The sequence below is a fragment of the Mojavia sp. genome (assembly GCF_059505145.1).
Genome location: NZ_JCACKA010000100.1, coordinates 17,483 through 38,196, shown reverse-complemented (window position 1 = coordinate 38,196; position 20,714 = coordinate 17,483). Strand labels below are relative to the sequence as shown.

The window sequence follows — 20,714 nt, the reverse complement described above, 5'->3', positions numbered from 1 at the left end:
CTCTGCAAGTAACGACAAAACTATCAAGCTCTGGAGACGAGATGGTACTTTAATTACTACTATTCCTGCACACAATGCACCTGTTAATAGTGTCAGCTTTAGTCCGGATGGACAAACTTTAGTCTCTGCAAGTAACGACAAAACTATCAAGCTCTGGAGACGAGATGGTACTTTAATTACTACTATTCCTGCACACAATGCACCTGTTAATAGTGTCAGCTTTAGTCCGGATGGACAAACTTTAGTCTCTGCAAGTAACGACAAAACTGTCAAGCTTTGGAAACGAGATGGTAGTTTAATTACTACTCTCGCAGAGTATAGTATTCCCATCAACAAAGCTCGATTTACCCCTGATGGAAAAACCATAATTTCTGCTAGTTCTGATTACAGCATTAAATTTTTGAACCTCAATAGTGCTTTTCCTCGCTTTACCAAGTATAACGCTGCAATTAACAGCATTCACTTCAGCCCTGATGGAAAAATTTTGGCTTCTGCTAGTGGTAGTTGGAAAGGATGCTCACAGCGTAGCTGCGGTTTCATTCCTGATGAACAAATCTTGACCTCTGCTGATGATGCTAACGTGATAAAGCTTTGGAAACGGGATAGCTCCTTAGTTGCTACTCTTAGAGGTCATACAGACCCAGTTAATGATATTAGCTTCAGCCCTGATGGGCAGTTGATAGTTTCTGCTAGTGCCGATCACACTATTAAGCTTTGGAAGCAAGATAGTACTTTGGTTGCTACTCTTAGAGGTCACACAGCCCCAGTTAATGGAATCAGCTTCAGTCCTGATGGGCAGTTGATAGCTTCTGCTAGTGCCGATCACACTATTAAGCTTTGGAAGCAAGATGGAACTTTTGTTACTACTCTTAGAGGTCACACAGCCCCAGTTAACAAAGTCAGCTTTAGTCCAAATGGTAAATTTTTAGTTTCTGCTGATGGTGATAAAAATATAAAGCTTTGGAAACGAGATGGAACTTTTGTTACTACTCTTAGGGGTCACACAGCACCAGTTAATAGTGTTATTTTTAACCCAAGTGGAGAGACTATTGTGTCTGCTAGTGCTGATAACACCATTAAGATTTGGAAACTAGATGGAACCTTAGTAAAGTCTCTCAATCATGGTACACCGGTTGATATTGTCATATTTAGTCCTGATGGACAAATTCTTGTTTCCGCTGGACATGACACTACTATTAAATTTTGGAAACAAGATGGCACTCTAATCACTACACTTGCTGGTCATAATGCCCCAGTTCACAGCCTCAGTTTTAGCCCTAACGGACAGACTTTAGCTTCCGCTAGTACTGACGGAACAATCATTTTATGGAGCCTTAACCTAGACGATTTACTAATGCGAGGTTGTAAGTGGCTTAAAGATTACTTAGCGAGTCACAGCGATGTTCCCAAAGTTTGTCCAATGTAACGCAGACCCTTTTTTGTCCTGCTTTACATTGGTAATTAAAGTTGGCTAAATCTGAACTATTCTAGAATTACAAATTGATGTGATCTGAGATTTAGTTGAACATACAGTGCTCCACTTGGGGCTTCCTGCACCGTTACACTACCTGACTTACCATATATAAAACTCATGGTTTCGCCTTTCTTGTGGATGGAAGCATCTACAATTACAAAATCGTTACGGTTTTGATTTGACACATTGTAAGCTACTAACACTTCTCGTCCATAAGTAATGCGTGAGAACGCCAATGTGTAACTGTTGCCAAATGGAAAACCAAAATCCTTGCCATTTCCAGAAATTTGCCGATAATACATCCGCCCAAAGCGAAGCGGTTCTGTTGCCCGCATGACCTGTGCAATTTTGGAAATTTCCTGGTAGATAGTGCAGTTAGTGTTTAGTAGATTTTGAGCCGTGGTTGCTGAATCAAACATTGCCTCACGAATATGGTTATCGCCACCTTTACCTGCAAAACCTTGCTCGGTTCCGTAATAGATACAAGGAGTGCCAAGTGAGCAAAGCAAAAAGCCGATGCCAGCAATTACCTGTGCATCGGAAGCTTCAGCAGCAAACCGTCCTCCAGGCTGCCAAAAGTCATCATGGTTATCAATGAATGTTACTAAATATCGCCCAATTTCTCCACGATTTAAGGCACGCTCACGTTGTGCTTCAATCCGGTTGAAGAGCGTTTCTGGCCCCTTGCTACCTTTAATAATATCGCGCAGTGGAGCATTATTATCATCGTTGTATCTGCCAGAAGCTAAACGAAAGTCAAGTAACGAGTTGAGTCCAAAAAATACCGTTTTATTATTATCTTGGCGCGAGGTGTTTTGCCCAATGTAACGGTCGTATATATCGTCGCTGGAGACCGCCAATTCGCCGAATAGGAAAAAGCCGCGCTTGCCCAGGGAATATGCATACTCACGAATGTTTGAGCAGAAACGTGAACAGGCTAATTCGCCCATGTGCTTTACGGCATCAACCCGAAAACCATCAATGTCTGCCTCTCGAATCCAGTAGCAGTGGCTTTTGATGAGAATGTTAATTAGTTCAGAGCCAGCCGAATCATCATCATTGGCATAATCTTTGAGGCTGACTACGTCGCCGTGTTGATTTTCTGGATAACGATCCCAGCCTTGTTCAGTGATTCGTCCCCGTCGATGATAAAGGTAATCTTTACGTAGCTCAGTTGGAATCGGACGATCATTCCTGCGCCAAAAGTCAATTGAAAACTGTTGATCATCAATATATTTATACTCATTGTCGCCTGGATAAGCCCAGTTGTCACCAGAGTGATTGATGACAACATCAAGGATAATACGGATGGGAAATGCTTTGCCGTTTCTTTTGTAATTGTGTGCAGCATCAACTAAATCAATGAGGTCTTGCTTTGTTCCAAAGTTAGGATCGACATCGAGGTAATTGCTGATGTTATAGCCGTGATAAGCGCCCGCGTTATTCTCGAAAATGGGCGAGAGCCAAATGGCTGTGCAGCCTAGCCCAGCAATATAATCAAGGTTTCGTGTGATGCCTTGAATTTTACCACCATAAAACTTATTGTCAGGTGCTTGAATGCCGAGAGAACGTCCTGACTGATTAATGGGTATACGGGTAGAATTATCATGAAAGCGGTCTACCATCAGGAAGTAAATAAACTCCTCCCGCCACTCTCGATCAATGGAAAAATAAGTCTTGCCCGATTTTGGTCGTAGATCAATCTGAGCAATTGAGGTGAGTACTGACATTAATTATTTTAAAAAATTATTTTCTCCCATCATTCTAATTAATAAAAGAACGGAACAATCAACCATTCTGGAGAAATTTAGGTTTTAGTCGGTCAAATAAAGCTTTCATCTGCAAAGTTGTTTAGCTCCAGTTACCTCAACATAATATTAATGTGAATATTTATCCTAGTAAAACTAACGATTTTTCCGCTTACTGTAAGGCACGTTCAGCAAATCAATTGCCCGTTTCTTAGCGGCTTCCCCCCGCCGATCATACTTACTTGTGGTACTTGGCGACGCATGACCTGCTAGTTTCGCTACCGTGACGATATCTGCGCCAGCATCCAATAGATTACCGATAAAAGTTCTTCTAAAATCATGAGGTGTAAACGCATCCACATCAGCTTTTTCGCCGCGTCGTTGCAATGCTCGTAACACCCCCTGCTCACTCATCCGCCTTGGTATGATTTTATTTGCCTTATTTAAAGGATAAAAAAGCGGCCCATGTGCTTTACCTCGAATCAACAACCAATCAAGGACTGCTTGCACACCAGCTTCAGGTAAATAGACAATTCGTTCCTTCCGCCCCTTAGCTTCACGTATTGTCAATGAGCGAGTGCGCGGTTTAAAATCACTCAAATCAAGGTAAGTTACCTCACTGCGACGCAACCCAACCGTCAAAACTGCCAGCAGTGCTGCATCTCTGCGACCTAATGTTGAGTCATCTTGAATGCAATCATCCCAAAGCGCAGCAATTTCTTCGGGATCAAGTTCGCGCCCCTTCAATAAACTCTGGCCTCGCACCGACTCAATATCAGCTGCTCGTCCATACTCATCTGTGGACATTAACCCTAACCGCCAAGCTTCCTTGAGCGTCCGCCGCAATGCACACAACATTTTATTAGCCATTGCTGGGCTGTATTTTTCCATCAGCACAGACCTAACTGCGGCGGTGTGCTGGTAACGCAACTTTGACCAATCCAAGGTGCTTGCATCACAAGTACCACTGGTTAGTAGTTGGGCGATCGCATTTAGGGCCTCTCGCATCGTCCGCCGGGAACCCTCACCAAGACTGTTAAGGTAAACTTCAGCCGGGTGCATAGTAAGCGGTACTGGTTGGGTTAACGCCAGCGATTCAGGATTAAAATTGTCAGCGATCGCAGGAGTATTCACAGACTGTCTGGTAGGTGCTTTTCCATAGATCCTCTAACAAAGTGGCTCCCTGCACAACTCCCAGCCCTTACCGGGTGCGAGAATTGTTTTTCTCTCCACCCATGAGGGCTGTAAGGCGCACTACATCTAGATATTGTGTCTGTATTCGCCCGAAGGACTGATTGCTACTTTAATTTCTTGGCTAAGTTAGCTAAACGAGTCATGCTAGAGCGAATATTCCCGGCTTCTTTGCGACTCTTGAGCCGTTTTTTGGCTTCTTTTATGACTTGTTTCATGACTGAATCTTTTTCTTTGCAAGTAACATAAAAAGCTTCCAGGAGCGTTTCAACTGTGATTTTTTCTCTGTTGCATAGCTCATCGAGTTCTTCCTTGATTGCAGCTTCTAAACGTACAGGTACTCTAGGCGCAATTTCCGGGAAGTTCGCTAGTTGCTCTTCTAATTTTGTGAGTTCCGAAACGGAACTATCAGCAGTCGAGGTCACATCAACATCGCTTTTAGGTAAATCCTGCTGTTGTGGAGCTAACACGTCTTCTCGTGGTGCAACTGTTGGTGCAACCGCTCTATTTCTGATTTCATCTAGGATATTCATATTTTCACCTAATAGTAAAATTTATTACGCTAGTTCAGAGGGAATTAATTTGGCATATTCTTTTGGCAAAGCTGGCTTAAGGCGTTGAGCTAAGACATGAATCGCATATTCCAGATTTGGCTGTCCTAAGTCTGTTGGTGCAACCCGTTGGTTGATGGCATTTTTGAATACATCTGATTCCAAAATATGCGGCAACATTAACTCCGACCCCACCAGTTGCCGCATCGTATCAATACTGGTTTTAGTAGCGTTTGTTGGATGCAAACCAGTCCAGCGTGCGCGAAACGGCACTACACCCAGTAGTTCACCGTAAGGTAGGGCTGCTTTAAATTCTTTGATTAATTCCATAGTCCGCAACAGCGATTGCACTCCCTTGACGTTTGACTCTGCTGGAATCACCCACCTATCACCAGCACCCAAGGAAGTCTGCGCTAAATGTGAACGTTCCGGGGGTGGGTCTACAATTGCCACACCGAAATTACTCACAATTGGCTGGAGGCGATTTCTTAAAATAAACAGACTTAAGCCACTGGAGGCCAATTTATAGTTAGCACTCTCCAAACCATCATCGGAAGGAATTAAGAACAGGTTGCTATTGTTAATGGTACGGTCGCCCAGTTTAACGTCAGGTACGGACGCAATGGCATCAAGAATTTTTGTTTTCTCTTCTGGTTGTGTCAGAACTTCCAGTAATGTTGGGGTATCAGGCTGTACTTGTACCCCTAAGAAACTGGTCAAGCTAGATTGAGGGTCGCAATCCACAAACAAAACGGGAATTCCCAAGCGACCCAAATACCTCCCCAGCATCAAGGCTACCGTAGACTTTCCCTGACCCCCAGCCAAGCCCAAGGAGACGACTGTTGGCGGAATTGGCATAAAACAATTACATAAAAATACTAAAGTACAAAGTAACCAATATACTAATTCACTTTTGTAGAATTGTACTATAGTGCAATTTTACTTTTGTACAAAAGTAAAATTGTATTTTAGTTAAAGTATAATTCTCCAGACCAAACAAGCCAAGCATAAACCCCAAGTAGTGTGGATGTGCTGTTCAATATAGATATTGCAGTAAAGTAGAACCAACCATGACTGAAGCCAAGTCTACTCGTACAGTGCGCCGGGGGAGAGTATTCCCCCAAATTCAGTGGTCAGAAGAGAAGAAAGCTCAATGGAAAGCTGAAAAAGCAGAATTTAAGCAGCGTTGCGAACAAATCTTTAAAAAATTGCAGCCAGAATTAATTGAAACTCACTACAACTGGTATGTGGCAGTTGAACCAGAAAGTGGGGAATATTTTATTAATGAGGATGCCTTAGCAGTTGCCCAGATAGCACATGAAAAATACCCGAATATGAGGCTGCACGTTTTCCGCATCAATGAAACTGGGACGTGCGGCAGGATATGATTTCTGGCAACTTTGGTTTGGAGGATGAATTATTTTTTGAAATCGAGTTGATAGCTGCTGATGGATTAGAAGTAGCAGTAGAAGCACTTTTTGATACAGGTTTTTCTTGGTGGCTGGCAATTAATAACCAGGATTTAGAAGCACTTGATTGGATTTATGTAGAACAGCAAACAATGCTCACAGCCCAAGGCGAAGCAGAATTTGACATTTATTTAGGAAAAGTGCTTCTTGATGGACAGGAATTTGATATTCCAGTCCATGTGGGACAAGGAGTGTCAGAAGTTTTACTTGGTCGCCAGTGGTTAAAAACTCGACGGTTGGTCGTGGATATGCCATCTGGGGTGTTAACGCTGGGATGATGTTTTCTCTTGAAATTACGCTGCTGCTTTCGATTGGGCTTGTGACATAGATATTAATCAATGCCCTTAAAGAGTTTATGAGGGCTTTATCTATAAAGCAGAGTGCGAGTAAGTAAGAAAGAGTAAAGAAATGAAATTTTTTACTCACTCAGAACAGACTGTAGACCCTGCGATCCTTAGCCTGCAACGATTTGACTCTTTAATTTAGTGCAATTTATTTAAATGAATTGCACAGAGTAAGCAACAATACTGAAATAATTACTACTCTGTTCAGTTCAAAGTTTTGAGTGTTAGCCTCCTTGGTCTGTCGTGTTATTCAGGAGGCTGACCACGCTGAACGAGTTTGAAACTTGGAAATTCTGTATCATTCCAACTCTGCATCTCATAACCACAGACTACACAGTTGAAGCTGTCTTTATCTCTTGCTGGCAGACGATGAATTGTTACTGAGTAAACCGAGTCACACTGTGGGCAGGTTTCTTTTCCTGCATCCTGATTTGTCCAAGTTTTCACTGCTGTTCTCCTCGCATTTACGCAAATTTTTAAAGCTATTATTAACTAGGTTTATGCGCGTAAATTTCTAAAAGTTCGTCTTGGAAATCTGATGTCCAATCCTCTACTTTTAATCTATAGAGTTGAGCATAAACTTCGTCTAGATTTTTACTAATAGCATCTAAAGACCATGTAAGAGATGAAACTCTTTCCTTTCCGTCTCTGTTGCTATCATCGTCATAAAACATAAGCGGATAGTATGAATTAGTTTGGTCAACTAGAACGAAACCTTTAGACTGAAATACAGATACTGTAAGCGGGTGCAACTCAAGAAAATTATCATGTTTGTATGGTTGCTTATCCTTTACAGACTTAATAAGTTTGTTTATTTCTTCAGCTACCCAATCTTTATTTTTATCATATCTGGTTATATTCATACCGATTGAATAACTAATTGCGTGTCTGTAGTAAATAGGGTAGCCAAAGCTTCCGTTATCCCTTTGACCTTCTGCCAAAAACCAATCGCCTTTTTTAAGAATCTCTAAATCACGAGGCATAAGCTACTTGCCTTTAAAAAACTACCTATAAATAGTTCCCATATTTAGCTAGATAATTACGCCTCATACCCCCAATCGCCCCCTTCGGTTTCCTCTGAACTCCACTTTACTAACTAGATGTCTGGATGTAGCAAGTTTGACCTGCTAGGTTAGACTGGAAACGCTTAAAGTCTTAGTTGTTTGTTTTCGGTGCATTATGAGTCCCAAATATCGTAAAGGGCAAAAGGTACAAGTTTACAGCCCAGGACAGCAAATAATTCGTGTAATCGCCGAGGCTCGGCCAATAGGTGAGACTTGGGAGTATTCACTATTAGAGCCTGATACTGAAGAGCTATGCCGTGTATATTTTGGCAGTAGAAATGCAAGTAAGGTTGATTGGCAATTAGAACGTTGGCTGCATCCATACTCTGGAAATTAGCTGATATATTTCAACTAACTTTAGAACAGCATTTTTAGGGTCTTTTTACTGACAGTTTACCGCGCTCTGATCCCTATTCTTTCGTCAAGAAACGAGCCGTGTCAAACTTATTGCGAACAGTTCTCAATTCCTAACCAGTCCGCTTTTTTTTCAAGAAGAACTGCGATCTCCAAGCAAGAGCAATATTAGCCTCTTTACTTGCCTGGGTAGTTCTGCGGGAAAGCGCGTAAATATCGACCGCGTAGAGGGTGAAAAGCTTTATTTTCCGTTAGCTCAAAGAACGTCGTTAAACTAAGCGGCCCCGTTACTAGGGCAATTTAGTTTAATTCAATGCCTTATTCTTTGAACTTAATCACAAACGTAGCTGATGTCAACTGTATAAATAAGGCAACTTTATAATTGAGAAATTTTCAAATTCAGGATTTACTCTATACAAAATAAACTACTAGTAAATTATTTTAGGATAAATTGTTTATTTTTGACTAAGTAATTCTTATGAGTTCTCGCCCGAAGTTGGACTGATTAAGACTATGGTAAAAATTTCAACGTTGAGACAGAGTATGTTTCTGCGTTTCAGTATTCTGGCTCTTTTAAGCTTATGTGCCAGTTGTTCTTCTCTTCAAAAAGAGAAGTTAACTGAACTTGGCTTTCCTTTAAACCAACCTATTCCTGTGAAATTTAAAGTTGATTGGTTACAGTGGGGAGAATCTAAGTCTGGAGGGCCAGACGATGGAGAACTTGTTTTAAGTGAGCATAATATGAGTGCAAAATTTCCCAGGCTAAATTATCAGTTTAGTCTTGAAATTGTTCGTTGGGAGGGAAATAAGTTTATTGCAACCGATGAGCGAGTTGCTCATCCTTATTATTGTGAAGTCACTGAAAGGCAATTGATCTGTCGTCATAACAAATTACCTCAAGTAGATTACCAAGCTACTTATACATATACGTTGCTTTCTCAATAACTTTTACCTAAATTTATGCTAGAGGTAGATGTATTTTAAAAAGGCATTAAGTGAACTGTTAAGATTATTGGATAATTTATCAATCATCTAGTAGACGCTTTAATGTGAGGAAATGAATGAGTTTATATAAGGAAATTACTGGATAAATATCATCAACGAAAATATTGCTTAAACATATATTAAATCAAAGTCATTAAATTTATTATTTTCTAATAATAGGAGCAACTTAACGTGAGACGTTGGAAAGTAAATGAATATAAACTTACTGAGAAAACAATATATTGTGAGCATTGTGGTAATAATACATTAATGAAAATTGTCACTCAAGGTATTTATGTTAAAGATATTATTACCACTGAAGCTCCAGAACAAATATATTATAATTTTAATATTTTAGTTTGTTCTTATTGCGAAAATTTTAATATTATTCAAGAGGCAGAATGGTCTGAGGCTGATGATGAAGAAGATGGTGTAGATTCTAATGGGGACATAATATTTATTGCCCCCCAACCACAAAAAGAATATTTATATCCATCATCTAAAGATTTCAAAGAAGCTGAAGTAATAATTAAGAATACATATAAGCAAGCTGTAAAATGTTTTAAATCAAAACTTTACACACCAAGTGTATTAATGTGCAGAAAAACCATAGAATGCTTATGTTTAGAACAGTTAGATATTAAAGAACGATACACTTTAGACGGTAAAATAGAAAGAATGAGAGATGAAAAAATTATAGATAATATGCTATATGAATGGGCTAAAGCGTTAAAGGATTTTGGCAATGATGCTGCACATTCTTTAAAAGAGTTTAATGAAAAAGATGCTAAAGATATTCTAGATTTTACCTTTGCTTTGGTTGAATATTGTGTTGATTTTAAATTTAAGTTCTGGAATCTACTTAAGAGAACAAACAAAAAGATAGAGACTTCAGACGTGGAAGATAAAAAAGATATATTAAAATTAAAAGATACAGAAATTAGTCTTCTTGAAAAAGCATTACAAGATACTAATGAAAATTTCCGCTATTATGCTGCGATAACTCTTGCTAATTCCAAAGAAAAAATCGAGCATATTTTACCCGTGTTAATAGATTTTATAATTAATGAACATAAAGAGTTTAAGTCAGGGGCTACTGACTCTATCAAAAAGATTGGTGCTGATGCAGTTAGCGAATTGTTGAAATTATTAACAAATACAAGTAATAAAAAAGATTGCTTAACAGCTATAAGAATTTTAGGAGATATGGGGTCAAATGCTCAAACAGCATTACCAAATATTATTAATATAATTAATAATTCTGATTATTGTACAGATGTACAAAATAAGGCTACTAACGCTTTAGCAAAGATAGGAAAAGAAGCAGTTTCTACTTTTGTTCAAATGTATGAATAAAAAGATAATTCTACATCATAGGATACCCATATTTTAGAAATAGATGCGATTTCATACTGGTATATAAAATAATACACTGCAATTACATTGTTGCCCAATAAAGCAGCAAAATAAAAAAATTACTTCTTATGATGTTACTAAACTAGTGAATAAAACAACATCATTAGCTAATAATTTAACAATAAAATAGGCTCTTCATTACTTAGTATGCTTAATCGTCTATTTAACTGAATTTTTAAGTCAAGTTCTGATACCTAACTAAAAGTTAGCATAGTAGGACGGAAGAGCCATTTACATTCTTTCAGAACATTGGCATGGATCATGGAAACAGTTCTTTATATTCGGTGTAAGCCTGCTTCCAGCCTTTAGCGTTTTTCTCTACTCCCCAAAGCGATTGAATAATTTGAGTCTGCGACATCTTCTTATCCACCATCTGCTTGATGATGCCATTCAGTTGTTCAATAGTCAATTGTGCGGGAGTGTAGCGAGTTTCGGTATCGATTTTGGTATCATCGCCAAAGGTCTTAGAATCGCCGTTTTCTGGGATAATATCACTGATTCCGGTATCGTTTTCAGTATCGATTCCTGACGATTCCAAAAGCTCAAAAGCCTTATCAGTCGGTTGGTATCGGTCGGTATCGCTTGGATTTGGGGGGCAAGTGGGCGGTGGTGCATCCGGTATCACCCAATTATCATTTAGCCATGCTCTGGCCTGATTCAAAAATTCATCCTGTGGCTTATCGCTGCTTGGTACAGAATCAGTCAAACCAGGGTTTTCACTGCTCAACTCAGGAAAATAAACAAGCAGTGTCCGCGCTGGGTCAGGCTGTCCAGAATGAGGATTCACCTGTGTTTTTAGCCATTCTGGAATCGTGCCAATTTCACCGCCAGCCATCGGCTTATCAAAACTATCAGGGTCAGCCAGGAAGTACCGCCCTGTTGCCAATGAGATTGACTTGAGTGGAGACAGTTTTTTACTCGTGGCTTCACAGCCAATGAAAGTAGCCCCACTTTTGAAAGTATCGCCAAAACCTGCGGTGTTTTTAGTGCCGACCCAAGAAGTAAGATTCTTGCCGTGCAACACAACGAAAATTTGTGCGCCCTTCTTGCTGGCACGAGTGAACAGGAAGCGAATGATCCATTGCTTCTGCTCATCCGTGAGGTAGTCAGACAACGCCACAGCTTCATCAATCACCAGAATAATATCTGTGTAACTATTCTGGTTGGCGTTGTCAATTTCCCTTAGATATTCGTACAAATCGCCTGCCACAAGAGCATCAGCCTTTGCACCCTCCAATTGAGGGTAACTCAGTCTACATACTAAGTGGTGGCAGGCAAACGGGTAGATGTCACTTCCGGCGGTGAAATAGTGAATCTTAGTATTTGGCTCCAGTGCTTTACTGAGGATGGCTAAAATCGCCATCAGCGTACCCTTACCCCCTCGCTGATTGCCTGCAATCACGGTGATTTGGTCACGAATGCACTTGGCGATATCAAAACCACTGTTAGTTAGTGCGTCGATAATTGCGATCGCTCTGCTGTGCAGTGGCAGGGTCAAAACTGATTTAAGGTCTGGTGCTTGATTTGGGGCTAGAGTCGGTTCAGGCTGTGAGGAACTGGGCAACTCTATAAACTTTGGTTGTGGCAGTTGAGTAAATTTTGGTTCTGGTATTTTGGCTTGTGGCAGTTGGGATTGTTGCTGAATTAGAGTGACTTGTTTATGGTCAATTCTAGGGTCAGGGGCTACCTGCGCCAGATGTTTGCACAACTGCTCAACAGTAGGAAATGCGCCCCTGTAAGTGGTGAAATTGTCCAGCAGCCACCTGTAAGCATAGAACCGCTTACCAGCTTCTACGCCCGTGAGAAAATCGGTTAAGGTGCTGGTGTACTGCCGCAGCATCACAAATTCACTACGCTCCAGGGGCGCAAGGTGGTTCATTAAATCCACAATTTCATTCGCTCCTGCAAACCATTCGGCTCTTGCTTCGCTGTCACCCATTGCTGCTAAGAATTCTAGGAAGTTACCCCGCACAAAAGGTATAGGCGCAAACTGATGAGAATCGGTCATGTCTTGCACCACTGACCAAGCATAGCCCAACCCAGCAACTAGCGCACCGATGGGGGCCAGTGGAGAGGTGGCATAACAAACCGCCCCAATTGATGCCGTTGCTAAAGTAACGCATTTAGCTAAGTTCATCCCTGCCCTTTCAGTTTTGGCACGAACCAATAATTGATCCAGCCTTTCTACCAGCCAAGGGGCGATGTTACCCGCTTCCAGGTGTTCGATGCAGGGATAGTCAGCCCGTAATGAGGCAGTTTCTTTTGTGGCCAGCTGTGGTATTGGTTGATAAATATCGGGTGAAAATTCCATAGTTTATCCCTCAAATAAACTGCCCTCCACCCTTTTTGGCAGAGGGCAGTGAATTACTTACTTATTTAGTTAGTCGCCAGATTGTGTAACCGATTTCGCCTGCCATCATGGTGGTGAAGTTGTAAGCTAAACACCCCAAGATTTGGCCAGGGTCGGTGTACGCGAAGGGATTACGACCAAAAAAAGTTGTGGTTAAGTCGAATAGCCAGAAAAACAGTGCGATTGCGCCTCCAGCATGGCGTTCTTTCATCCCTGCCACCTTATAATCACGCCACAGTGCGGTAGTTAGGTCAATGTTTGCAGTCGGCTTACTGCTTAGGGTGTACTGTTTCGATTCTTCAAACTCGCTTCGAGCTTGCATTGGTCGCTTACCCCGTAAGCTTCGAGCCTCCATCACCTGAACTAAAGCAGATATGCCAAGTGACAGCCAGAAAAACAGGTTAAACGGGAGCGTTAGCCATCCCTTCCAGCCAATCCAAGTTTTTTCAAACCACAAGAACATCGGAACGCCTTGAAAGAGGGTCTGCCAGATTCCATCAGAACTAAGGAGTGTGCCAAGAAAAAACCCCATTGCACCAAGTATCTTTGTGCCGGATGACCCTGGCGTGACGAACTGGGCAACGATGTGGGTAATGAACGTTACGGGCAGGGCAATGATATCAACAATCCATTGCGCTAAGATTTCTGCGTAATTATTGACTCCTTTGTTGCTAGTTTTTGGGGAAGTTGCAGCTGTTGAGTGTGAATCACTTGGGGACTTATATTCTGCACTTTTCATGATTTACTTGACTCCAATTGTGGGGATAAATTGCAGACATTTTTGTAGTGATACTTCCAAAGCCAACGTCGTTCTGAAATTTGCCCTATGCAACGACCAGATGAATCATAAACATAAACTTGTTCATCCTCTTGGTAATAGCTGGTGTCTGGTCTTGGGTTACGTCTTGGGTTGTCTAAATAGCCTCTGATTCTGAGTTTTAAACTGGTCGGTAATATGCCAGTAGAGTTCAGTTTGTCGCTGGTCAGTTTGCGTTGTTCTATGCGTGAGCGTTCAACAGATTCTCTGGCTTCTAAGTCCGACACAGCAGAAAAAATGTAGAACTGCTGAGGCAGTTTAATAAACATAGGTGCAGCAATCAAACCCAATCCCAATAGCCCCAGCATGGCTTGTTTTTGGTACTTCATTGTTGAGTCTTAAGTTGGTTGATGATTGCTTCTGCTAGTCCCAAGTGGTCGCCTATGGGAGTGTACTGATACAAATCCTCTTGAAGCTTCTGGATCGTTTGGGCCGATTCTTCTAGTAAATATTGTCCTTTTGTAGCAGTCTCAGAGGCGATTAAGTTGTCAGTTATCGCTTTCAAAAAATGCAGTTTTTCGATGCGATTAATCCCCTCAAGACAAGAACCATAAGTATCTTGCAGCCAGTCCAGATAGGTTCCATCTCCAGGCGTTAGAGCGCAGTAATACCCGATTGGTTTCGTCATGATTTACAATCCTTTTGTGTCTATGATGCGTAGATGCGAGTAGGGCGATTGCACCGACGACCAATCATTGCAATCGCTCTCCCATCACTGAAAAAATCCTTCTCTCGAAATGTCCACAGTTGAAGCTGTGGCTGACCATTGCAGAGTATTGAAAAATTGACTGATATCTCCAATGGTTACGTCACAATCAAAACGTAAGCCTTGATATTGTGGATGCTGCCGAATTTGGGTTACTAATTGTTGGGCTTGTGCAATTAATTCTGGCAGTGGTTGAGTATTCATAATTCACCTCCTCATACTTGAAAACTTCAGTTTTGATTCAGAGCCTACACTGCTACAAAGAGGTAAGTTTTTAATCTCGATATTTGGAGATTGCCCAAGATTTTTAGTTTGCTGCCAACTGGTATATACATAGCTGCCAACAAATGCAGAAATCACAATACAACCCATTAAAAGCAGCGGATTCACGTTAAATACTTGCCACTGATATGCTGTTTCTAAAGAGTCCCTGTTAGCGTCGATTTTGGCTGACATACATTGCTAATCCTACTGCAAATAAACCCACACCTAGAGGGGAAATAACTGCTGCTATCCCACCAATTAGAGACAGAGTAGCCACACCGGAATAAAAACAAGTCTCAGTGATTATGTGCATTTTTCTTGATCTTGAAATTCTGAATAACAACGATAAGAAGCGACTGTCAGAGAGTGCTAATCTGTAGGCAATATTTAGATATTTGCTGCCAGATTCATGATTTCTTCTAATGACTTCTGAGCAGTTCGTTGTTTCGGGGTAATGCCCCGTTGAGCTAAAAAATCGTTAGCATCAACTCCTTTGATTGAGTGAGCAGCAGCAGTTAACTCACCTGCCAACTCATCTAAATAATCTTCTAAACCGCTTCTAATTGTGTTGGAGTGGATGTGAACGAAATTATTAACAACTGATTGTCCACTGATAAATGCCAAGGTGGAAGTAATTTTATCAATGGTCAATGTGTAGTTCCCTGCAAACTCACTTAAAGCATTCAATGCACCATTAATGATTTTTTGTTGTTCTTGGATTGGCAGAGTATTGTTAGTTGATGGCGCAATCGCGGCTATTTCTCCAGTTTGTTCTTGTTCGGCTTTCTGTTTGAGGATTTGAGCTAATGTTTCAAACTCAGCAAAACTAATTTCTTTGAGACTATCAAAATCATCTGGATGTGATTCTTGCAAGGAGAATCTGATAATTTCCTCTGGCATCTCCAAGAGTGAACAAACTTCTTTAATAGCAATCATATCTTTCGTATTCATGCTGCATTACCTCTGGTTACTTGATGAAATTGGCTTTGAAACTTCGCTGGACTAAAATCTTCGGGATGCTTTTTGATATAGCTCTTGACTCGTTCAGCCGATTTGAGATTTTGCATGACTCGACCAATACGGGACAAACACCAAGATTGGTATGGTGACAACGGACAAGAGCGGTCTGTACTGCCATTGGCTTTGACTGGATAGGCTTGGCGATAACTATCTATGCGGTACAGTGCAATACCGTCCCAACTGACTAAAGTTGAACGAGCAACGTTAAGAATTCTTGCAAGTTCAGATTTTGTAACATAACTAGAGCAAAACAGACCAGGGGAGTCTAAATCAAGTCCCCGTGCAGAGTTTGACGCTTTCATAGAGCATCTATTGATTAATGAGCAAATAGTGATTGACGGTCAAAAATAGCTACTGGCAGATGTAAGTCAGGTACTTGGTAGCTATCGTTGTTGTGCCGCGCCCACGCCTTAAAAGAATTGATTTATAAGCCTTTCCTTACTCGGTGGACAGAACTTGAATAACGATGCTTGTCGGTCGCCTGACTTATCTGTTATGGTAATCAACAGGTGCAACACCTGTCAATAGAAATGATTATTTTTGATAAATACTTCACCTAGAAGAATTTGTCTTTAGGTTGGATAATTGTGAATGTCATGAAGCATTATTCAACGAGTGCTAAAAGTGCCATCCAAAAAGCCATCCATAACTATCCGAGTCAATGAAGAGGAATATCAGGTTTTAAAAGAATGGGCAGATAGCGAATATCGTACCGTTCCAAGTTTGGTGTTAGCCCTTACTAAAAAAGCTATTGATGAATACAGCAAACCAAAAAGTCAAAAAGAATCTAGAAAGGATAGTGCATGACCAACACCATAGGCCAACCAGACAGACTTGATCGGATAAAAGCAATGCTGCTGCAAACTGCACAGCTGACTAGCAAACAACATCTCAAACCCAACCAACTAAGTTTTATTTATGATTTTTATGGTTTTTAATTACTAGAAAATTGAGCTAATAAGCCAAAAAGTCTGCAAGCTACCAACTTACAGACTCAGGCTCAAATTACTCATTTGATTTTGCTCGTATTTTGTGGTTTCGGTGCTACCAACACCTGCCACACATTTCACCCCGCCAGAAAAGACAGAGTTGAAGACACTCACTGTGGAGAAGCTCTTAGTTGTGGAGCCTGCCCTTAGTGGAGTAGTGCCTTTCCTTAATTATAAGTGTCTATCATTTATTTCCAACAGATACCTTCTAGGGAAAAAAGGAACAGGCATGAAGGCTTTAGCGAAACTACTTAATTCTTTTCCTTCAACCTACGGCATAAGTTACGCCTATATTTCCGTAGATAAAAGTTAAACAACAGTCTTTTCTGGGCGAGGGCAATATCACCCCAGTTTGGAGAAGGAAATTGAAAAATTTATCAAGTGTTCTACCATCTGCTCAAAACTTATTGCCAGTCGAGAGCATCGAGGAGTTTACTAGCCGAATCGAAAGAGAATTTATTGCTCTTAGCGCGATCGCCGTTTCACTCTACAGAGAAAACATCCGCATCATCTCTGACTTAGAAATCAATGCTGGCGGGGAGGTTGCTACCCCAATACATGATGCACTGAACTGGAAATACACTAGATTTGGACATCAAGCGAAACCAAGACTTTACGCGGCACTGCTGTTGAACGAAGACGGCACTCCCTGGCAAGCCAAACTGAGTAACCCCAGAACCGACACGAAAAAAGGCAAACTTCAAAAATACGAAACCCCAATTGGCAACGGCTCACGCGCCTATCTGCCTGCCATTAACCGAGAAACTAGACGCTTAATTGCCAACCGCTACAGTGTGGAAGTGCCACCAGCAGGAGAAAGTTTTTGGGACTGGCTAGAGCTTCACCCAGAAATCCCAATCATCATTACAGAAGGCGGTAAAAAATCTTTATGCCTGTTGTCAGAGGGATACGTAGCCATCGCCCTTTACGGCATTAACGGTGGCTACCGCACTCTTGATTCACTAGGCAACCCCATCAAACCTTACCTGATAAAAGACATAGCAAGATTTGCTGTTAAAGACAGACACATTACCCTAGCCTTTGACCAAGACACAAACACAGCCACTCAGAAACGGGTGAACGCTGCCATATATCGCTTTAGCCGATTACTGATGAAAGCTGGCAGCAAGACTGATATCGCCATCTGGAAGGGTCACTCTGGACAGTGTAAAGGTGTTGATGACCTAATAGTTAACGCTGGGATCAAAGCTTGGTCAACAGCTTTAAATCAAGCCCTACCACTAACACACTGGCAACTGTGGCAACGCTTAGAAAATCGTTTAACTTACGAACCCTCATTACAACTGACCACAGCTGACTTATCCACCTTAGAAATCAAAAACTTACCCCAGTCAGGGATTATTGGCATCGACTCCAGCAAAGGGACAGGTAAAACTAAGTTTATCGCCAAAACCACAGCTGTTTCTCAGAAAGTCTTAGCTGCCAGCCACAGAATTGCACTGGTACAAAATTTATGTGCCAGAGCTAACTTAGATTACCGTGGCGACTTAGATAAATTTAACGGTAATTTTATCAAAGGCGCAGCTTATACCCTCAGAATTGGTTTTTGTGTTGATTCACTCTTAGCTATCGACCCACAAAAATTTGTCGGCTGTGACTTAATTATTGATGAAATTGTTCAGGTAGTGCGTCACTTACTCACCTCTAGCACCTGCGATCGCAACGGCAAACGCCCCGCATTACTTGCAAGGTTTGGTGAGTTGATTAGAGTGGCCAGGAGGATTATTGCTGCTGATGCTGATTTAAATAACCAGACCCTACACTACCTTAGAGAACTGAAGGGAGATGGTACACCCATTTTCTTAATTCGCAACGACTATAAACCCCAACCGTACCATGTAACTTTTATTCAAGCTAAAGATAAATCTGCGCTCGTCAACGATTTAATTACCTCGGCGCGTCAACTACAGCCTGGCAAGACGCTGTATGTTACCACAGATAGCAAAGCCACTAGCAAGGCAACAGCGCGACTGCTACTTAAAGCCATCCCAGAAATTAGAATCCTGTTAATTAACTCTGAAACCAGCGGCAATACAGTTGAAAAACGGTTTATGAAAACACCCGATGCTGTCATTGCCCAAGGATTATATGACGTTATTATTTGTACTCCCACAATCGCCACGGGAGTCAGCATTGAACTATTAGATGTCATTGAAAAAGTCTATGGGATTTTCACCGGCGCATCATCTACCGACGCGGATATGTCCCAATCCTTAGTTCGGGTACGAGACAATGTAGACCGTGTGGTTTGGTGTGCCGAACGTGGTACAAACTACTGTAAAGTTTCGCGCGACTGCAATTCTCTCGAAATTAAAAACCAATTAAAACAAAGAACCGATGCCACCGTTAGCTTAATTCGTTCCAACCTCAGACCTGACGTTGTTGGAGAAATTGCTAATTACAATTGGCAAGATAACCCCCATGTTAATCTCTATGCCCGAATTAGTGCCGAGCAGAATTATTCGATGATGAATCTAAGGGACGCGCTATTAATTCGACTCAAACACGAAGGGCATCACATCAAAATCGATGAGCGGCAATCCCAATCAGCAGTCAAAGTTTTGTTAAAGCAAGCCAAAGAAGAAATTCAATTGCTTGAAGCTCAAAATATAGTTGCCGCCGCCGATTTAACTTATGCAGAGGTGGTAGTTTTAGAATCCTTAGAAGCCATTTCGCCAGAAGATACACTAGCAGTAACAAAATTCCATATCAAAGATTTTTACTGTTTAGATGAGCTAACAGTAGAAGATGTGTTGTGGGATAAAAGTGGCCAACGACGTGGAGAACTACTCAACTTAGAGGCGCAACTCAATCCAGAATTATCACTCGATAAAACAGCCAAATCATTAGAAAAACAAGCCTCTTGGAATCAAGGTGTTTGCCCCTGGGATATCTCCGGTACAGCACTGCGGCGAAAAATCCGCGAAGCATTAGGATTAAACGATTTTTTAGATCCTCATAAAGAATGGACGAAAGCCGACCTAAAACCCTACGCTGATAAAATACGTCTTTATGCCCCGGAAATACTCACTCACCTCAACCGCACTATCAGCGAAAAAATTAGTGATATGCAGGTTGTACATCAGCTGCTCTCGCAGTTCGGAATTAAAATTGCATTTCGTTGGTCGAGGTTTGAGCCGGGTTTTGAAAAGCAAAAAATCAAAGTCTGCCGACTTGATTCTCTTGTATGGCACAGCTTGATGTCCGTTTTAGAGAGACGTGCCACACGACGCGAACAGCTTCATGATCATGGTGAATTGTCTGGATCTGGTATGCCTTTTAATACTAAAAATACTGTGGGAGATCCAGACCAACTTAAACCCGAATCTATTGCAGATGAACTAATTGGCTGTGTTGTGACAATTGTTGGATTTGACGACCAATTTCAGGTTCAGAGCTTGACACTAGACAGTAGAGCTAGATGCAATAACTTAACTAACAATGCTGTCATTTTGCGACCCATCTGTGAACTTACACCAATGGATTGAATGTGAAATAAACCAAATAAATTGTTGAATTAATATTTGCACTCAATATTTAATTGCAGTGCTGTTCATTGTCGTCTTTAATTTGGCTCAGTCCCCAAACGTTTCTCAACGCGCAGATTTTATGCTACAAATGCAGCACTTTGTACTACCAAAAAACCCCGTAGGGCGAACTACTTTTGTGTCCTGAGCGAAGCGAAGGATGGCGAAGCCACCCTTTGGGGCGCGAAAGTAAAGTGAGTACACCTTTAAAATAACCTACCCGAAAACCCCTTTTTTCCAGCCGCAATCAGCCGCAATCAGCCGCAATCAGCCGCAATCAGCCGCAAACGAAATTACTGGCTTTTCTGATTTCCAGCCGCAACTGGCCGCAATCAGCCGCAAACAGCCGCAAACAGCCGCAAATTTTCGTAGACCATTTAGAGGTATGTTCTAATACAGACGCAGTACAGTCTGAGATTACAAAT

The 20,714-nt window shown here is 41.4% G+C and carries 23 protein-coding genes; 9 read left to right on the top strand and 14 right to left on the bottom strand.

The window, feature by feature from the left end:
* On the top strand, positions 1 to 1,426 hold a 1,426-nt coding region (locus AC5JL8_RS28265), incomplete at its 5' end, for a WD40 repeat domain-containing protein (protein ID WP_495883003.1).
* A gap of 56 nt (positions 1,427 to 1,482) precedes the next feature.
* Here the strand turns inward: AC5JL8_RS28265 and AC5JL8_RS28260 are convergent.
* The 4 genes from AC5JL8_RS28260 to AC5JL8_RS28245 all read right to left on the bottom strand — a co-directional run bounded on the left by AC5JL8_RS28260 (position 1,483) and on the right by AC5JL8_RS28245 (position 5,822).
* Positions 1,483 to 3,204: an alpha-amylase family glycosyl hydrolase gene (locus AC5JL8_RS28260; protein ID WP_495883002.1), complete on the bottom strand. Its 1,722-nt coding sequence runs from the start codon at positions 3,202 to 3,204 to the stop codon at positions 1,483 to 1,485.
* A gap of 174 nt (positions 3,205 to 3,378) precedes the next feature.
* Entirely contained in the window at positions 3,379 to 4,356 is a 978-nt protein-coding gene (locus tag AC5JL8_RS28255; protein WP_495883001.1) for a tyrosine-type recombinase/integrase, read from the bottom strand.
* 164 nt (positions 4,357 to 4,520) lie between these two features.
* Entirely contained in the window at positions 4,521 to 4,946 is a 426-nt protein-coding gene (locus AC5JL8_RS28250) for a carboxysome distribution maintenance protein McdB (RefSeq protein WP_495883000.1), read from the bottom strand.
* Between the two features lie 24 nt (positions 4,947 to 4,970).
* Positions 4,971 to 5,822, bottom strand: coding sequence for a ParA family protein (locus tag AC5JL8_RS28245; protein ID WP_495882999.1), 852 nt, complete (start codon positions 5,820 to 5,822; stop codon positions 4,971 to 4,973).
* A gap of 212 nt (positions 5,823 to 6,034) precedes the next feature.
* On the opposite strand from AC5JL8_RS28245, the gene AC5JL8_RS28240 reads away from it, so the two are divergent.
* Positions 6,035 to 6,352, top strand: a complete 318-nt coding sequence (locus tag AC5JL8_RS28240; RefSeq protein ID WP_495882998.1) for a hypothetical protein — start codon at positions 6,035 to 6,037, stop codon at positions 6,350 to 6,352.
* Entirely contained in the window at positions 6,349 to 6,711 is a 363-nt protein-coding gene (locus AC5JL8_RS28235) for an aspartyl protease (RefSeq protein ID WP_495882997.1), read from the top strand. The genes AC5JL8_RS28240 and AC5JL8_RS28235 overlap by 4 nt, the downstream gene beginning before the upstream one ends.
* Positions 6,712 to 7,023: 312 nt before the next feature.
* On the opposite strand, the gene AC5JL8_RS28230 is transcribed toward AC5JL8_RS28235, so the two are convergent.
* Together AC5JL8_RS28230 and AC5JL8_RS28225 are read right to left on the bottom strand one after the other, a co-directional pair.
* On the bottom strand, positions 7,024 to 7,224 hold the full coding sequence (locus AC5JL8_RS28230) for a hypothetical protein (protein ID WP_495882996.1): 201 nt from the start codon (positions 7,222 to 7,224) through the stop codon (positions 7,024 to 7,026).
* Positions 7,225 to 7,265: 41 nt separating this feature from the next.
* A complete protein-coding gene (locus AC5JL8_RS28225) occupies positions 7,266 to 7,760 on the bottom strand; it encodes a hypothetical protein (protein WP_495882995.1) in 495 nt (164 codons plus the stop codon).
* A gap of 196 nt (positions 7,761 to 7,956) precedes the next feature.
* Here AC5JL8_RS28225 and AC5JL8_RS28220 point away from each other — a divergent pair, with 196 nt between their 5' ends.
* From AC5JL8_RS28220 to AC5JL8_RS28210, 3 genes are all read left to right on the top strand, one after another.
* The gene (locus tag AC5JL8_RS28220; RefSeq protein WP_495882994.1) at positions 7,957 to 8,178 is read left to right on the top strand and encodes a hypothetical protein; all 222 of its coding nucleotides are present in this window, start codon (positions 7,957 to 7,959) and stop codon (positions 8,176 to 8,178) included.
* Between the two features lie 530 nt (positions 8,179 to 8,708).
* The gene (locus tag AC5JL8_RS28215; protein ID WP_495882993.1) at positions 8,709 to 9,140 is read left to right on the top strand and encodes a hypothetical protein; all 432 of its coding nucleotides are present in this window, start codon (positions 8,709 to 8,711) and stop codon (positions 9,138 to 9,140) included.
* A gap of 231 nt (positions 9,141 to 9,371) precedes the next feature.
* A complete protein-coding gene (locus AC5JL8_RS28210; RefSeq protein ID WP_495882992.1) occupies positions 9,372 to 10,535 on the top strand; it encodes a DUF4145 domain-containing protein in 1,164 nt (387 codons plus the stop codon).
* 319 nt (positions 10,536 to 10,854) lie between these two features.
* Here AC5JL8_RS28210 and AC5JL8_RS28205 read toward each other — a convergent pair whose 3' ends face one another.
* The 8 genes from AC5JL8_RS28205 to AC5JL8_RS28170 form a co-directional block, all read right to left on the bottom strand.
* The gene (locus AC5JL8_RS28205) at positions 10,855 to 12,906 is read right to left on the bottom strand and encodes a hypothetical protein (protein WP_495882991.1); all 2,052 of its coding nucleotides are present in this window, start codon (positions 12,904 to 12,906) and stop codon (positions 10,855 to 10,857) included.
* 61 nt (positions 12,907 to 12,967) lie between these two features.
* Positions 12,968 to 13,684, bottom strand: coding sequence for a hypothetical protein (locus AC5JL8_RS28200; protein ID WP_495882990.1), 717 nt, complete (start codon positions 13,682 to 13,684; stop codon positions 12,968 to 12,970).
* A complete protein-coding gene (locus AC5JL8_RS28195) occupies positions 13,681 to 14,091 on the bottom strand; it encodes a hypothetical protein (protein ID WP_495882989.1) in 411 nt (136 codons plus the stop codon). The genes AC5JL8_RS28200 and AC5JL8_RS28195 overlap by 4 nt, the downstream gene beginning before the upstream one ends.
* Positions 14,088 to 14,390 (bottom strand): hypothetical protein, encoded by a 303-nt coding sequence (locus AC5JL8_RS28190; protein WP_495882988.1) that lies wholly within the window; start codon positions 14,388 to 14,390, stop codon positions 14,088 to 14,090. Before AC5JL8_RS28190 ends, AC5JL8_RS28195 begins: the two co-directional genes overlap by 4 nt.
* A gap of 84 nt (positions 14,391 to 14,474) precedes the next feature.
* Complete coding sequence (locus AC5JL8_RS28185) at positions 14,475 to 14,672, bottom strand: hypothetical protein (RefSeq protein ID WP_495882987.1); 198 nt, start codon at positions 14,670 to 14,672, stop codon at positions 14,475 to 14,477.
* 229 nt (positions 14,673 to 14,901) lie between these two features.
* Complete coding sequence (locus AC5JL8_RS28180) at positions 14,902 to 15,045, bottom strand: hypothetical protein (protein WP_495882986.1); 144 nt, start codon at positions 15,043 to 15,045, stop codon at positions 14,902 to 14,904.
* A gap of 74 nt (positions 15,046 to 15,119) precedes the next feature.
* Complete coding sequence (locus AC5JL8_RS28175; RefSeq protein WP_495882985.1) at positions 15,120 to 15,683, bottom strand: hypothetical protein; 564 nt, start codon at positions 15,681 to 15,683, stop codon at positions 15,120 to 15,122.
* Entirely contained in the window at positions 15,680 to 16,054 is a 375-nt protein-coding gene (locus AC5JL8_RS28170; protein ID WP_495882984.1) for a hypothetical protein, read from the bottom strand. The genes AC5JL8_RS28175 and AC5JL8_RS28170 overlap by 4 nt, the downstream gene beginning before the upstream one ends.
* Before the next feature lie 322 nt (positions 16,055 to 16,376).
* Between AC5JL8_RS28170 and AC5JL8_RS28165 the strand changes: the two genes are divergently transcribed.
* The 3 genes from AC5JL8_RS28165 to AC5JL8_RS28155 all read left to right on the top strand — a co-directional run bounded on the left by AC5JL8_RS28165 (position 16,377) and on the right by AC5JL8_RS28155 (position 20,250).
* The gene (locus tag AC5JL8_RS28165; RefSeq protein ID WP_495882983.1) at positions 16,377 to 16,559 is read left to right on the top strand and encodes a hypothetical protein; all 183 of its coding nucleotides are present in this window, start codon (positions 16,377 to 16,379) and stop codon (positions 16,557 to 16,559) included.
* Positions 16,556 to 16,690, top strand: coding sequence for a hypothetical protein (locus AC5JL8_RS28160; protein WP_495882982.1), 135 nt, complete (start codon positions 16,556 to 16,558; stop codon positions 16,688 to 16,690). Before AC5JL8_RS28165 ends, AC5JL8_RS28160 begins: the two co-directional genes overlap by 4 nt.
* 416 nt (positions 16,691 to 17,106) lie before the next feature.
* A complete protein-coding gene (locus AC5JL8_RS28155; protein WP_495882981.1) occupies positions 17,107 to 20,250 on the top strand; it encodes a plasmid replication protein, CyRepA1 family in 3,144 nt (1,047 codons plus the stop codon).
* Positions 20,251 to 20,714: the final 464 nt, after the last annotated feature.

Bases quoted from the DNA above. Each gene is read 5' to 3' on its own strand.
- AC5JL8_RS28260 (WP_495883002.1), bottom strand. From the start codon at position 3,204: ATGTCAGTACTCACCTCAATTGCTCAGATTGATCTACGACCAAAATCG.
- AC5JL8_RS28250 (WP_495883000.1), bottom strand. From the start codon at position 4,946: ATGAATATCCTAGATGAAATCAGAAATAGAGCGGTTGCACCAACAGTT.
- AC5JL8_RS28245 (WP_495882999.1), bottom strand. From the start codon at position 5,822: ATGCCAATTCCGCCAACAGTCGTCTCCTTGGGCTTGGCTGGGGGTCAG.
- AC5JL8_RS28240 (WP_495882998.1), top strand. From the start codon at position 6,035: ATGACTGAAGCCAAGTCTACTCGTACAGTGCGCCGGGGGAGAGTATTC.
- AC5JL8_RS28235 (WP_495882997.1), top strand. From the start codon at position 6,349: ATGATTTCTGGCAACTTTGGTTTGGAGGATGAATTATTTTTTGAAATC.
- AC5JL8_RS28225 (WP_495882995.1), bottom strand. From the start codon at position 7,760: ATGCCTCGTGATTTAGAGATTCTTAAAAAAGGCGATTGGTTTTTGGCA.
- AC5JL8_RS28220 (WP_495882994.1), top strand. From the start codon at position 7,957: ATGAGTCCCAAATATCGTAAAGGGCAAAAGGTACAAGTTTACAGCCCA.
- AC5JL8_RS28215 (WP_495882993.1), top strand. From the start codon at position 8,709: ATGGTAAAAATTTCAACGTTGAGACAGAGTATGTTTCTGCGTTTCAGT.
- AC5JL8_RS28205 (WP_495882991.1), bottom strand. From the start codon at position 12,906: ATGGAATTTTCACCCGATATTTATCAACCAATACCACAGCTGGCCACA.
- AC5JL8_RS28200 (WP_495882990.1), bottom strand. From the start codon at position 13,684: ATGAAAAGTGCAGAATATAAGTCCCCAAGTGATTCACACTCAACAGCT.
- AC5JL8_RS28195 (WP_495882989.1), bottom strand. From the start codon at position 14,091: ATGAAGTACCAAAAACAAGCCATGCTGGGGCTATTGGGATTGGGTTTG.
- AC5JL8_RS28190 (WP_495882988.1), bottom strand. From the start codon at position 14,390: ATGACGAAACCAATCGGGTATTACTGCGCTCTAACGCCTGGAGATGGA.
- AC5JL8_RS28185 (WP_495882987.1), bottom strand. From the start codon at position 14,672: ATGAATACTCAACCACTGCCAGAATTAATTGCACAAGCCCAACAATTA.
- AC5JL8_RS28180 (WP_495882986.1), bottom strand. From the start codon at position 15,045: ATGCACATAATCACTGAGACTTGTTTTTATTCCGGTGTGGCTACTCTG.
- AC5JL8_RS28175 (WP_495882985.1), bottom strand. From the start codon at position 15,683: ATGAATACGAAAGATATGATTGCTATTAAAGAAGTTTGTTCACTCTTG.
- AC5JL8_RS28170 (WP_495882984.1), bottom strand. From the start codon at position 16,054: ATGAAAGCGTCAAACTCTGCACGGGGACTTGATTTAGACTCCCCTGGT.
- AC5JL8_RS28160 (WP_495882982.1), top strand. From the start codon at position 16,556: ATGACCAACACCATAGGCCAACCAGACAGACTTGATCGGATAAAAGCA.